Raw genomic sequence first — 14,066 nt, 5'->3', positions numbered from 1 at the left:
TGATATGGAGGCATCTTCCACAACAGACGCTCTGATGACATTGATGACGTGCAGGTCAGAAAATGAACTGCGCGCCATGATGTTGAAGACTGTGTTGACGTCAACCAGAGCCCAAGCCATCGCTGTGTATTTGCCAGATATTACTGGTCGCAAGTTGATACCGTTTGCATGTGATGGCGGACTACCGGTAGCTCGCCTTCCGCAGCTTGACAATGAAGTCGGCACCGAGCGCTTCCGTGAGCTGGATGTCTTGCAGACTGAGCCATTCTATTTTGGGAAGACACCATCTTCTGCGAAGACACAAGATCTGAGCACGGCTTTGTTCTGTCGTCATGGCTCTCTCGTCGCCCATCGGATACTGCTGGAAACGTCAGAAGGTCATAACGCATACAATCAAGTCTACGTTTTCCTGCTCGCTTCAGCGGGTAGTACTCCAAGACTTCAGGAGGAGCACCACACACTGCATGTGTTGTGGCGCTCATATTTCCACCTGTCCCCTTTGCTTGTCTCTCTGGAGAACCTGCTGAAAACCGAAGAAACGCAGGTTGAAAAGTCGAAGCACCAAAAAGGGCAGGTCGACTCCATGCTCTCAGATAACCTCGTGGGACGCTCACCACAGATAACCCAGGTCAGAGAGAAAATCGCCCAATACGCACAAAACAAGTACGCGGTTTTGGTGCAAGGGGAGACGGGAACAGGCAAGGAAGTCGTTGCGCGATCCTTACACCGGCTCTCACAATTTTCTGATGGACCTTTCATTGCAGATAATATTGCAGCTCTGCCAGAGAACCTTATTGAGAGCGAGTTGTTTGGCTACAAAAAGGGTGCCTTCACCGGGGCAACTGAAAATAGAGACGGTCTTGTAAAAAGAGCTTCTGGCGGGACATTGTTCCTTGATGAAATTGGTGATCTGTCGATTGATCTTCAGGTCAAACTGCTTCGTATTCTTCAGGAGAAAAAGCTTCGTCCACTGGGAGGAAGTAAAGATGAGCCTGTCGATTTCCGCCTCATCTGTGCCACCCATGTTGACCTGAAAAAAGCGATTGAGAACGGAAAGTTCCGGGCCGATCTTTTCTACCGTATCACGCAGCTCACCATAGACGTACCACCATTGCGCAGCCGCGAAGGCGATAGAGTTCATCTCGCACGCCACTTCCTGCAGGAGATTGCTGTTAGTAACGCAGACACCTCCAAAGCACTGAGTGAAGAAGCCGTCTCCCTGCTGGAAACAGCAGAGCTGAAAGGCAATGTCCGTGAGCTGCAGAACTGCATGATCAAGGCCGTCTTTCTCGCTTATGACACTGATGAAATTTCAGGAAGTATTCTCAAACAGGCCATGAATGAGCAACTCGATACTACTTCTGTGTCCGGGGCTCAGAGCAATTCTGTTGCAGGTGAGAACGGATACGATGATCTGTTACTGGCAGAAAAAGGACTTCGCACGGTTGTCTCAAACTTCGAGCTAGACTTGATACGGAGCGCGTATTCCCAGTTCAAAGGGGATCGGAGCAAAATGGCGGATTTCCTACAAATACCAAAACGTACCCTTGCCAACAAACTCAGCAAATTCAATTGTCCAACGATGGAATTCGACCATGAGAACTAGCAGGTTTGCTCACCCGATTTTTGGAGCAGCGCTGGCCGGCCTGATAGCGGCTCCTACCAGTATTTCTCTATCATCGACCTCTTATGCAGAAACGATCACCTTGGAAAAGCAGATGGTTGAAAAATGCACACTCACCATTGGCCGGGTTAATCGTTTGTCGTGCTTTGACCAGTTGCTTAAGACCCCGCTTGAGGTCTTATCTGCAGGAGAACCCAATCCAGAGTTCGTTGAGAATGTGAATGCACCTGCGGGCCGTTTAGAACGGCAGGCAAAAGCGATGGAACGAACGCGATCATCAGGAGATTTAACCTGGCAGTTTCGCTTTGGCGCAGTCGGTCATCCCGCGATATTCAGGTGGGATGAGATCCAGGAAGAGACTATCCCTGCTCAACCACTGGAGCAACGTGATGGGGCAATCCCTGAGAAGGCACAGGCACTGCAAACTGAGCAGGGACAGCAACCGGTCATTCAGCCAGGTGAAACCAATGTCTACCTCAGTATGAAAGCTGTGCAGTCTGTTGATGCTGGTATCGAGGAAATGCCCGCGATCTTGCTGCTATCCTGTGTTGAAGATATCACAACAGTTGCCTTGGTGCTCAATGAGCCACACGTTAAACGCCGGGTTCCAATCCGTGTCATGTTGCGCGACCAGCGCATCGATAACGATGTCTGGCAAAGCGCGGAAAGCAAACGCATTCTTATCAGCCCGCGTGGATTGACCAGCATCGCACACATTAATCGATGGGCCAACGTAGATCGGGTGCAGCTTGATGTTGTGTCAGATGATGGCTCTCGTGCCTATCTATTCGACTTGGCAAACCTTCAGGACATGCTGCCGCCTCTTCGCAAGGCGTGTCACTGGTAGGAATTTGAATTTTTGAGACAGGCATATTTCCAATGAAGCATAGTTTCCGTATTGCTGTGATACTGGTAACCCTCGGGTTTCTGACAATTCCAGCCTATTTGATTTGCGACTATCTCAATCTCATTCCTGATGAGTATTCCATGGTGCGTAACCTTGTCGTACTTGCGGGTGGTAAGATTGAAACGTTTAGAAGTCAATTACCCGTCCCAAAAGGCGTGCCTTACACTCCAATTGAGCAAACATCGGTATTTTACAATGTTGCAGCTGGTCTGAGTGCACTCTTCACTGTTTTTGTCGCAATTCCAGCGTTTTTATTGCTCGCATACATCGCCAGTTCAGCTTTCGCAGCAGTTAAGGCAACACGGCGAAACTACGTTTTGGGACAGTTTACCAAAGCCGCAGAACTCCTTGAATCCGGGAATGGCGCTTTGCGTGAAGCCGGTGTCGTGATCCTTTCAGAAATCGCAAAGTCCAATCCAAATGAACACTTTCAGGACGTCCTGCAACTTCTGGCCGCTCACATTCGCAGCACAAGCTCTGCACAACGCTCAAACTTGATGGCCGGCAAAGAACATGCTCGTGCCCGCGGGGAGTTGATTGCTTCAGTCCAAAAGGTGTCTGAACTGAAAAAGCTGCTCAGAAAGAAAGACAGAAGCATTCAGCTGGATCTAACCGGAGCATATTTCCGGGGTATGAAGAACAGTAGTGGTCTGATTGGAAAATCAAGCACACACGGCCCCGACCTGAGCTATTGTCTGTTAACGGACAGTGTCTTCGACGACGCCGACCTCACCAACGCAAACTTCTCGCAAGCAAACGTAAACCGTGCACGCATAGAAGAAAAATGGAAAGCCTTATTCTCCGTAGAACAATGGGCCAGCGTCCAAGTCATCAACGAAAAAGGAAAAGTCATCCGCCCACCCATCACTTGATAGGTGGGTGTCTTGGTGAGCACCACAGATACATTCTTGAACTGCCATCAAGTGAAAGTAGAGACTGTGAACACAGAAAAGGTGGAGAGGCCGTAAGATAATATTTTCCTGGCTTCATAATAATCGACTGAACGACACCCCAAAACTAGTTCATATCCTTCAACAGCCGACCATGTTTTCTCGTCTGCTCGATGACTTCTCCGAAGGTGTTGAAGCCGTGGGAGGATAGGAGGGGGAGGAGTTTGCAGAGGGCTTGGGCGGTGGCCTGGGCGTCGCCGAGGGCTGTGTGGCGCAAAACTATGGGGATTTCTATGCCAAGGCGGGTACAAAGGGCGTCGAGAGTGTGAACTTGATCTGCGCCGAAAACGACAGCAGACAAGAGGACCGTATCAAGGATCGGATGATCCCAGGCATGGCCGGACAAGTGGCCGTATCGATGTAGGAATGCCATGTCGAACGGTGCATTGTGCGCAACAATGACAGAGTCTTTGGCGAAAGCATGAAATTCTGAAATTGCAGTGACCGGGTCTGGAGCATCTGCCACCATGTCATCTGTGATCCGGTGAACTCCGGTTGAGGCAGCCGGAATGAGTCTGCCCGGATTGACGAGTTGGTCCACTGTTTCACCGGGAATGATACGTCCGTTAACAACCCGCACGGCCCCGATCTGGACAATGTCGTCTTTATTTGGCATGAGGCCGGTTGTTTCTGTATCGAAAACGACGAAGCTGAGATCACGCAGAGAACGCTCCTCAATTTCCTTTTCAAAATGGTGCTGGGCCGCTTCAAAATCATAAATCAATGGTCGCGGTGCCTCTGGTGCGATGCGTGCGGTCGCATCGTCAATCAGGATCATATAGCCCGACATCCCTCTGAGTTTTTTAAGGCGCAATTGAAAATTGAGATTGCCACGGGCTCCTTTCACATCAACAGCAATTTCTGTTTTCAATTCGATCAACTGATCATAGGCAGCACGCACCTCCTCCTCAATAAAGTAATCAAAGATGGATGCACTCAAACGTGGAACATGAACCTGCCCAAGAATGTCTGCGGCTTGACCGTCATAAAGCATGATTTTGTGTGCAGGGCTGACGAGCACGATGGCGACGGGGATCTCAGTTAACAGCAAGGCCAGCTGTTCGCGCTCGCTCGCCAACTGTGCCGTTGCATCAGAAACCAGTTCCTCTGTATCTGCACTGTCATTGGTTAAACGCCAGGCAACCGCATGAGCCGCAGGCGCAAGGTCGCCCAGGTATTTCGCTTCTTCAAAATCAATTGAGGCATCAACATTAGCATGAGCTGTCGTGCGGATGGCAGCGGAGAGACGTTGCACTGGTTTGGCAACATTTTCGTCAAACAGAAGCCAGATGCTGACTGAGATCGCAAGAAGACCGAAAATGGATAGAATACCGGCCAACAGGAAGCCTGAGGCCGGTGTTGTTTCTGCAATACGGGTGTATCCAAAATAAAGCGCAGCCCCGACAACGGCACAGCTTGCTGCGGCAACACCCGCGAACAAGAGGAAGATCCGAAATCGTAAACTGAGGCCTGTTAACATTACCCCGCTCCGCATATTGTTGAGGTGATCCTGTCATTTTCCGGCACTGACACCCACTGAGCTCCAGAGATGCTTCCACCTTCCTCAAAAATGATACCGTCAGCCAATGCTGCCCGTCGGCTGGTGGCACAATCGGTAAGCACAGGAAGCTTGTTCACCGGAGACCAGCGACCAAAGAAGTAAGCTTGTGCCAGTTTCATGCCCGGCTGCTCTGGATGTGTCTGGATCGTAGCAGTATCAATCGCGACAAATCTTTCCGTGAAGGGAAACAGATAGGTCCATGGACGATAGAAGGCTTTGCTTTCTACAGTTTCAGCAACCACTATGCCATCAGGGAGCGTATCTTTGGTGCGCGAAAACCAGCTGTACTCGCTGGAGATTGTTGCCAGCAACATGGCAGCACCGGCAGCAACCGGGGCAAACCAGCGCGGCAAACGCCCGCCAAGAACATGATTGATCAACATCACAAGACCAGCTCCGGCAACGCCTGCAATGAAGGTCCCGATCAATTCAAGAAACATGTTATTCCTCCCAGGTGACTGTGGTCGCTTTTGTCTCGCCACAGCTTTGATTATTATTGGTCTAGAGCGGAGCGAATTCTTGTCGTTTGATTGAATCCAATCAAACAGAACGCACTCTAGCTTAGCATTCCGCGACCATGCCCGACTGCTGACTGCATGGTTTTAACAACAACAAACGCATCCCGGACATGAGAGCGTTCAAAATCTGACAGGCTAGAAGGCTGCAGAAAATTATCGGGTTGAGCGCCTTGTTTGACCAGATCGGCCTGATGCTGGATTCGCGTCTCGGCGATCAGGTCATAAGCATCCAGAAGGTCTCCCGCACCTGATTTGCTCAGTTGGCCACTCTCACGAGCTTCTTCCAGCCGTGCGCGGGTATTAACCGCCCCGATCTGTCCTTGCAGCGCATAGATCCGTGCCAGATCAACCACTGGCACCACGCCGTTGTGCTTCATGTCCAACGTGTTCTTATGCTCACCAGAGCGGATGGTTGCCAACCCGCGCAGCAAACTGAGTGGTGGCGTATGTTTCAACGAGTTGCTGACCATGTGTGCCACGAAAATTGAGTTACGGCTTGAAGCTTCCAGTGTTTGTGTTTGCAGGTCTTCAAAGAGGGAAACCTCGCCGCCAATTGGCCTGAGGTCAAACATGACAGAGCTGAGCATCTGCGCTTCTGGGTCTGGTTTGTTGATCCATCCTTCAAAATAGGTTTTCCAGACAGATAACGGCTGGCTCCAGCGCGGGTTCGTCGCCATCATGTCACCAGGGCAGTAGATGTAACCGCTGGTGTTCAGTCCATCACACACAAACTTTGCCAGATCAGCAAAGTACCCAAGCCGTTGCTCGTCGGTAACGTGGTCATCCAAAAACAGACAATTATCCTGATCACTGACCCCGGTCTGTTCGCGGCGCCCTTGCGAGCCACAGGCAAGCCAAAGATACGGGACGGGCGGAGGGCCAAACTTTTCTTCCGCCAGCTTCAGCAAGCGACGGGTTGCAGCATCAGCAATATCAGAGATCAATCGTGTGACAATTTCGTGCCGACTGCCACCAGCCACCAACTGCACCAGCAGGTTGGGTATCCGGGCCGTCACCCGTGCTATGTCATAGGCATCTTTGGCCCTGGCAACTTCGCTGACCAACTCAGCAGAACTGATGGCTTGAAACCGTGTCAAATCCGTTTGCGTCACCATGCCGACGAGGCGCTCACCCTCCACGATTGGGACATGACCAATGCGCCGTTCCATCATCAAATGTAAAAGATCCGACCCGATGGCTGATGGCGCAAGCACAATGGGATTAGCCGTCATGACAGCTTCAACCGATGTTTCAACTGATAAAGCAGGCGCCAAAACCTTAAAGGAGAGGTCCCGCACCGTGATGATCCCGATCAGCCCGCCTTTTGCATCTGTCACACACAGCGAAGAAACGCGTGCATCCCTCATCTGCTGAGCAGCATGTTGCACTGTATCATCAGGACGGCAGGTAATCGGGTTGGGCGCCATAAAGGATTCAATTGGAATGGCAGCCAGATCATTTTCGCGGGTCCGCGGCTTCTGAGTCCGGTCAAAGAAACGGGCAACGGGTTGATGCGCTGCGATCAGCTCTGTCAATAATGCAGGCGGGAGCACCAAAAGGACGGTTGGCTCACCGGCTTTTGCGGATGTAACCGCGCGTCCGTCCAGAAACAGACCGCGCTCCCCAAACGAATTGCGAATGCCAAGACGGCTTATGACGGCATCATTCTTATCCCGGATTTCGACGCCGCCCTCGTAGATGAGAAAGAGCCCTGGCAGCTGTTCTCCAAGCTCATAAATACCAGCACCGTGGACACGCTCCCACACTGTTATCTGATTGGACAACGCCTCTTGATCTGTTTCTGGAAGAACATCATAGGGATGCACGGATTTCAGAAACTGCAGGACTTGCTCTGATGTAAGAGGCATGGCTCCGCCTTCAGCTAGAAGAAATAAAGTCCTGCCCAGCATAGGCCGGGCAGGACAGGATCGAAAGACGGCGGGTTACTGAGGTTCAGCAACCCGCATAAGTTATCAATGGTCCTGAGCTGCACCGGCTCCACGAGGGATGCGTACGCTTTCCACGAGGTCCTTGATCACCTGAGGTGTTTCCTTCGTCATGCCTGCAACAAAGTAAGCAACAGCGAAGTTCACAGCCGCACCAATCGCACCAAACGATGTGGACTTGATCGTACCAAGCAGCGGATCAGCATCTGAGAAGCTGGCTGTGCCTGGAATGAAGAACCAGCCCTTGTGCAGGAAGATGTAGACAAGGGTCACAACCAGACCAGACAACATACCTGCAACAGCGCCAGTGTTGTTGATGCGGGTTGAGAAGATACCCATCATCAGCGCAGGGAAGATGGATGCCGCTGCAAGACCGAACGCCAGTGCCACCGTTTGTGCCGCAAAGCCCGGAGGATTGAGCCCCAGATAGGTTGCCACAATAATCGCAACCGCCATGGCCACTCGGGCAGACATCAACTCACTCTTTTCTGAGATTGATGGCTTAATAGCCCCCTTGATCAAATCATGGCTAACCGCTGAGGAGATTGCGAGCAAGAGCCCTGCTGCTGTTGAAAGGGCCGCTGCCAAGCCGCCTGCAGCCACCAGACCAATCACCCAACCTGGCAGGTTTGCAATTTCCGGGTTCGCCAGCACGAGGATGTCACGGTTGAACTTTGTCAGCTCATTTCCAACCCAGCCTTTTTCGCCGGCAAGAGTCTGCATTTTTTCGCTCTTGTCGTTGTAGTACTGGATTTTGCCGTCACTATTCTTATCTTCCCATGCCAGAAGTCCTGTCTTTTCCCAGGTGTGCATCCAGTCGTATTTCGGGTCATTCTTAATCTGTGCTACTTCAACAGCACCACCATTAATGCCACCATTCGGCCACATCATATCTGTGATGTTGAGACGTGCCATCGCGCCAACTGCAGGAGCGGTGATGTAAAGCAATGCAATGAACACCAGCGCCCAACCTGCGGACCAGCGTGCATCAGCCACTTTAGGCACGGTGAAGAAGCGCATGATCACGTGCGGCAGACCAGCAGTACCAATCATCAGAGATAGCGTGAACAGCACCATGTTGAAGGTGTCAGCATTGTTCGATGTGTATGAGTTGAAGCCAAGCTCAGTCACCACCTGATCCAGTTTGGTCAGAAGTGGTTCGCCACTTGCAACATCATTACCAAACAGACCAAGACCTGGAATTGGGTTGCCAGTCAGCTGCAGCGAGATGAAAACTGCTGGAATGGTGTAAGCGGTAATCAGCACTACATACTGAGCGACCTGCGTATAGGTAACGCCCTTCATGCCACCGAACACAGCGTAAGCAAACACAACACAGGCACCGATCAGCAGGCCTGTTGTGTTGTCAACTTCCAGAAAGCGGCCAAACGCGACGCCAACACCGGTCATCTGACCGATCACGTAAGTGGTTGAGGCAACAATCAAGCAAACCACAGCAACAATACGAGCGGTCTGACTGTAGAAGCGATCACCGATAAACTCAGAGACGGTGAACTTGCCGAACTTGCGCAGATACGGAGCAAGAAGCAGTGCCAGTAGCACATAGCCACCGGTCCAGCCCATCAGGAAGGATGAGTTGTCATAGCCGGTAAACGCAATAAGGCCGGCCATGGAAATAAATGATGCCGCAGACATCCAGTCAGCTGCAGTTGCCATGCCATTGGTAACAGGATGGACACCGCGGCCTGCAGCGTAAAATTCAGATGTGGAACCCGCACGGGCCCAGATCGCGATGCCGATGTAGAGCGCAAAAGAGCTGCCCACAAATAGCAAGTTGATAGTAAACTGATCCATGATCTGAAAAGCCCCTATTCTTCTTCAACGCCGTGTTCACGGTCAAGACGGTTCATACGCCAGGCGTAGAAAAAGATGATCGCCAGGAAGACCAGAATGGAACCCTGTTGTGCGAACCAAAACCCCAGATCAGTGCCGCCAACACGAATGCCGCTCAGCAGCGGGCGTAGCAAAATGCCAAACCCGAACGAGACCAGAGCCCATATAACGAGGCTTATTTTAATGATACGCATATTGGCAGCCCAATATGCGTTGTTGGATGAGTTATCTGACATGCTCTCCTCCCGTTTGGGCCGGATGAAATTCAACCGGACGGCATATGCCCCCAAATCTCAAACTGGATTTGCTGTTGATGACCAGTACCTCCCACTGGTCAGCTGGCTTGGAGAGTATTCGTTGATCTTGTTTGGCTTAACAAACCCCATCAAGAAAAGCCGCTCAGGTGACGTAGAATCCCATCAAAATATCACCATTTCCAGAAAGCTAAGCTTTACATTTGCGTAGAGTTTAGAGCTCGCAGACTTACACAGCTAGCCACTTGCTCCCTAAAACCCGCCCCACTTCATCAAGAAAGCGTTGCGTCAGTTCCCAAAGCCGGAACTGAGCTATCACAAGATCTTCCAACAACTCCCACACAAGCCACCTTCAGCAACCAGTTTGTTCCCCCTCGGTCAACTTGTACACGCCTACTTACGTAGAGAATACTTATGTATTACAACCAAAGACTTTGAAACTACTTACAGCTTGGTCACATCTGTAGGGGGCATATGTAGGTGAGATTGGTGAAGAGATTTTCGTTTAAAATAACAAAGTGATCTAGCCTGCGTTAAGTGATGGAGTTAATGCTGCGATTGATAGAACTTGTGCGTTGAAGGCACACAAAAATGGATACTATCGTATGTGAATTTACCATATGCAAAATAGAGGCTTATTAAGCTGCTTCCTGAAGTAGCTGATAGCGATGTTACCTCACGATTTTGCGTTATTCCAATCTTGATGTGCCTCGTACGCGATTCAATATTTGATCAAAACGACGAAAATCCGGTTTTAAAACGTTCTCCGGCAGAGTGACTACGAGGAACGCCTCATTGCATTAGTGGAGGAGGATGAGTGTCGAGAGGCGGCATCTGTTCTTCCATCGAATGCTTCTAAATGTGCGGTTGTCTATCGGGATCTAGTCGCTTAAATGGGCAAGGGCACAGCAGGGAGTTTATGTTTCTGACGATGGTCAAGTTGGGTGGTTTGCGCGAGAGCACCCAGATCATGCGAGGGCGTTGGCCGGCCCATGACAGAAAACACGAGCATCAGGGTGATGCACGTGAGCAGGGCAGATCTCAGCAATGTCACAACACGAAACGGCATGCAGCTGTCGGTCAACTCTCAAACATGGAATGCGCTGAATAGTCAGAGGACTATGGCAATACCATGGACCTTGGCAGAGAAAAAGACAGGAAAGTTGAGTGCTTTGGAAAACCCATGCTACCACGATAGCTTATCAATGGTTCTCGTATTTATTGCCAAGAAAAAGTTAGAAGCTTCATGCCCAAAATAAACAATACCGATGCCGTTGCGGCCAGCAAGTACCTAAGTTTCATCCTTCGACATAAGCCAGAGGAAATCGGTTTGCAGCTTGACCTGGAAGGTTGGGCAAACATCAACGAATTGATCGAACGTGCAAAACCTCAGATCGAGCTGACATTTGAAATGATTGAGCAAGTGGTGATTGAAAGCGACAAGCAACGTTTTAAGCTGTCAGATGATAAAATTCACATCCGCGCAAATCAGGGACATTCCGTCAAAGTGGATCTGAAACTTATCCCCGTGACGCCGCCATCCGTCCTTTATCATGGTACAGCTGAGCAAAACTGGGACTCAATTATGAAGCAAGGCCTGAAGGCCCAATCGCGTCATCACGTTCACCTTTCCCAAGACAGAGAGACAGCGATCAAAGTTGGTCAACGCCATGGCAAGCCCATTGTGCTTCTGATCGATTCAGAACGAATGCATCATAGCGGTGTGCAGTTCTATCAATCCGACAACGGGGTATGGCTGACAGATGTTGTCATGCCCGAGTTTATCTCGAGATAACCTTCGCTTAGGGTCTCTATTCATCGCCTGACTGACGTTGTATGCATAGGAGGTATTACTGACTCGCGTTTCAGTTCTTGCGCTTGGCGATGATGCCAGAGCGCAGGTGATTGAGCGTGGAGGTCATTCCTTCTCACCAGATTTCAGCCGGTACCCAATGAGCAAACCAAACATTCTGATATTTATGGTCGATCAGTTGAACGGAACTCTGTTTCCTGATGGTCCGGCTGATTGGCTGCATGCGCCGAACCTTAAGAAGCTGGCGGAGCGTTCGACACGCTTCAAGAATGCCTATACGGCGTCTCCGCTTTGTGCGCCGGGGCGGGCCTCGTTTATGTCAGGTCAGTTGCCAAGTGCGACTGGTGTTTATGATAATGCGGCAGAGTTTGCATCCTCCTTGCCGACGTATGCGCATCACCTGCGCCGGGCAGGGTATCAGACCTGTTTGTCGGGCAAGATGCACTTTATTGGCCCCGATCAGCTTCATGGATTTGAAGAGCGGCTGACCACAGATGTTTATCCGCCTGACTTTGGTTGGACGCCTGATTATCGCAAGCCCGGTGAGCGGATTGACTGGTGGTATCACAACATGGGGTCTGTGACTGGATCTGGCACCGCCGAGATCACCAACCAGTTGGAATATGATGATGAGGTCGCCTACCACGCCACGCGTAAGGTCTACGATCTGGCGCGGGGCAATGATGAGCGGCCATGGTGCCTGACGGTATCATTCACTCATCCGCATGATCCTTATGTGGCACGGAAGAAATATTGGGATCTCTATGAGGATTGTGAGCATTTTCTGCCAGAGGTTCCTGCAATGCCTTACGAGGAGCACGATGCGCATTCAAAGCGTATCTTTGATGCCAATGACTGGCGTTCCTTTGATATCAAAGAGGAAGACATCCGCCGGTCCCGCCGCGCTTATTTTGCGAATATCTCGTATATCGACGATAAAATCGGTGAGGTGATGACTGCGCTGGAGAGCACGCGGCAAGAAGCGATCATCCTGTTTGTCTCAGACCATGGCGATATGCTCGGTGAGCGCGGTTTGTGGTTCAAAATGTCGTTCTTTGAAGGCTCTGCACGCGTGCCCTTGATGGTCTCTGCTCCGCAGATGGAGCCCGGTTTGGTGACGACACCCGTAAGCAACATTGATGTGTGCCCGACGCTGTGTGACTTGGCGGGCATTAGCATGGCAGAGGTGATGCCGTGGACCACCGGAGAAACGCTGGTTGGCTTGGGGCAGGGTGAGACGCGCACATCTCCTGTTGCGATGGAATATGCGGCGGAAGCGTCTTATGCACCCATGGTGTCACTGCGCGAGGGTCGTTGGAAGTTCAACAAATGCCTGTTGGATGAAGATCAGTTGTTTGATCTGGAAGCAGACCCACATGAGCTTCATAATCTGGCTCAAGACCCTGAACATCAGAATGTTGCAGACGAGTTTCGCACAAAAGCCGCTGCACGCTGGGATCTGGACCGTTTTGATGCAGATGTTCGTGCCAGTCAGGCGCGTCGATGGGTCGTTTATGAAGCGCTTCGTCAGGGCGGACATTACCCTTGGGATTACCAGCCCCTGCAAAAAGCCTCCGAACGCTACATGCGCAACCACATGGATCTGAATATTTTAGAAGAAAGCCAGCGCTTCCCAAGAGGCGAATAGTTTTAGTTGGAGGGGATGATTGAGGTCCCATAGAAACGACCTCAATTGACTTCAATAGGTTCGCTGAGCTCCAGCTTTTGCGTAGAAGCAAGTACAGCATGTATTTGCAGCAAGAGAAGCCCGAAGCAACTGATGGTGAAGACGAACCAATAGTAGTTTGAGGCCGGGAACCCCACGATGAGCAGGGAGAGCAGGAAACCGAAGAGGGTTCGCTGGACGTAGGTCAGGGAGCTGATGACAGAGAGGTAGCTGCCAAAAATATCCTTTTCAACCTTGCTCATAATGTAGGTGTTGAAGGCAACACGCTCAGCTGATCCCATTGCGCCAAGGATTCCTGCTCCGATCACAATGGTTGGAAGAGTTGGGAACAGGCTGATTGTGAGCAGCGCAAGACTGAAGACCGTAAGGCAAATGCGCATGATCCTTATGGCGGACCTTGTTGAAACGAACCGGCTAACGAGAAAGCCGGAGAGGGCTGCACCTAAACCAAATGAGATAGAGAGTTTTGCAAGGGCGGATACATCCAGTTTGAGTACACCGCTCAGATAGATGGGATGCACTACGTTAAGCATCATAACAGCCACGAATGTAATGTTGGCGCAAACCCCAAGCAGTACCAAATCCTTCCGTTTGAAGATACTGCGGAAGACGGTGCGCGAAACGCGTGCACGGGCCGGTCTTGCTTGCTGTGTGTAAGGAATGAAGCAAAACAGAAGGGCGGAAAGCAACATCAAGCCGCTGTTCAACTGCAAGAGGAACTGGAAGTCGTCGCTGTTCACGGCGTAGATCATCAACAGACCCACCACAAAGGTGGAGGCCTGCATTTCCACCTGCATCCAGCCGTTGACTTTTCCGCGCTCACTTTCCGCAAACACTTCCTGAATGAACGCTGTCAGGGCGTTGTAGAAGAACAGAAAGAAGACCTGAGAGGCGAAGTAGAACGTGCTTAAACTGGCGATTTTAAGAAATGAGTTGCCATAGGCGACGGATG

General features: G+C 50.9%; 11 protein-coding genes. 5 read left to right on the top strand and 6 right to left on the bottom strand.

The window, feature by feature from the left end:
- Positions 1-34 precede the first annotated feature (34 nt).
- The 3 genes from PPL9_RS07360 to PPL9_RS07350 are packed head-to-tail and all read left to right on the top strand — an operon-like array spanning position 35 to position 3,403.
- Positions 35-1,606: a sigma-54 dependent transcriptional regulator gene (locus PPL9_RS07360; protein WP_057462167.1), complete on the top strand. Its 1,572-nt coding sequence runs from the start codon at positions 35-37 to the stop codon at positions 1,604-1,606.
- Positions 1,596-2,471, top strand: a complete 876-nt coding sequence (locus PPL9_RS07355; RefSeq protein ID WP_057462087.1) for a type VI secretion system-associated protein TagO — start codon at positions 1,596-1,598, stop codon at positions 2,469-2,471. Before PPL9_RS07360 ends, PPL9_RS07355 begins: the two co-directional genes overlap by 11 nt.
- Before the next feature lie 32 nt (positions 2,472-2,503).
- Positions 2,504-3,403: a pentapeptide repeat-containing protein gene (locus PPL9_RS07350; RefSeq protein WP_057462086.1), complete on the top strand. Its 900-nt coding sequence runs from the start codon at positions 2,504-2,506 to the stop codon at positions 3,401-3,403.
- Between the two features lie 145 nt (positions 3,404-3,548).
- On the opposite strand, the gene PPL9_RS07345 is transcribed toward PPL9_RS07350, so the two are convergent.
- From PPL9_RS07345 to PPL9_RS07325, 5 genes are all read right to left on the bottom strand, one after another.
- Positions 3,549-4,961 (bottom strand): exonuclease domain-containing protein, encoded by a 1,413-nt coding sequence (locus tag PPL9_RS07345; RefSeq protein ID WP_057462085.1) that lies wholly within the window; start codon positions 4,959-4,961, stop codon positions 3,549-3,551.
- Entirely contained in the window at positions 4,961-5,482 is a 522-nt protein-coding gene (locus PPL9_RS07340; protein ID WP_057462084.1) for a hypothetical protein, read from the bottom strand. Before PPL9_RS07340 ends, PPL9_RS07345 begins: the two co-directional genes overlap by 1 nt.
- A 116-nt stretch (positions 5,483-5,598) precedes the next feature.
- Positions 5,599-7,428 (bottom strand): DUF294 nucleotidyltransferase-like domain-containing protein, encoded by a 1,830-nt coding sequence (locus PPL9_RS07335; RefSeq protein ID WP_057462083.1) that lies wholly within the window; start codon positions 7,426-7,428, stop codon positions 5,599-5,601.
- A 105-nt stretch (positions 7,429-7,533) separates the two neighbouring features.
- Positions 7,534-9,321 (bottom strand): sodium:solute symporter family protein, encoded by a 1,788-nt coding sequence (locus PPL9_RS07330; protein ID WP_057462082.1) that lies wholly within the window; start codon positions 9,319-9,321, stop codon positions 7,534-7,536.
- Between the two features lie 14 nt (positions 9,322-9,335).
- Positions 9,336-9,596 (bottom strand): DUF4212 domain-containing protein, encoded by a 261-nt coding sequence (locus tag PPL9_RS07325; RefSeq protein ID WP_057462081.1) that lies wholly within the window; start codon positions 9,594-9,596, stop codon positions 9,336-9,338.
- 1,264 nt (positions 9,597-10,860) lie between these two features.
- On the opposite strand from PPL9_RS07325, the gene PPL9_RS07310 reads away from it, so the two are divergent.
- Together PPL9_RS07310 and betC are read left to right on the top strand one after the other, a co-directional pair.
- Positions 10,861-11,409 (top strand): RNA 2'-phosphotransferase, encoded by a 549-nt coding sequence (locus PPL9_RS07310; RefSeq protein WP_057462078.1) that lies wholly within the window; start codon positions 10,861-10,863, stop codon positions 11,407-11,409.
- A gap of 157 nt (positions 11,410-11,566) precedes the next feature.
- Positions 11,567-13,075, top strand: coding sequence for a choline-sulfatase (gene betC, locus PPL9_RS07305; RefSeq protein WP_057462077.1), 1,509 nt, complete (start codon positions 11,567-11,569; stop codon positions 13,073-13,075).
- Between the two features lie 41 nt (positions 13,076-13,116).
- Here betC and PPL9_RS07300 read toward each other — a convergent pair.
- Positions 13,117-14,066, bottom strand: a 950-nt coding sequence (locus PPL9_RS07300) for an MFS transporter (protein ID WP_057462076.1), incomplete at its 5' end; no start/stop codon positions are given.

The sequence above is a fragment of the Pseudovibrio sp. POLY-S9 genome, assembly GCF_001431305.1.
GTDB lineage: Bacteria > Pseudomonadota > Alphaproteobacteria > Rhizobiales > Stappiaceae > Pseudovibrio.
This window is presented reverse-complemented; position numbering and strand designations above follow the sequence as displayed.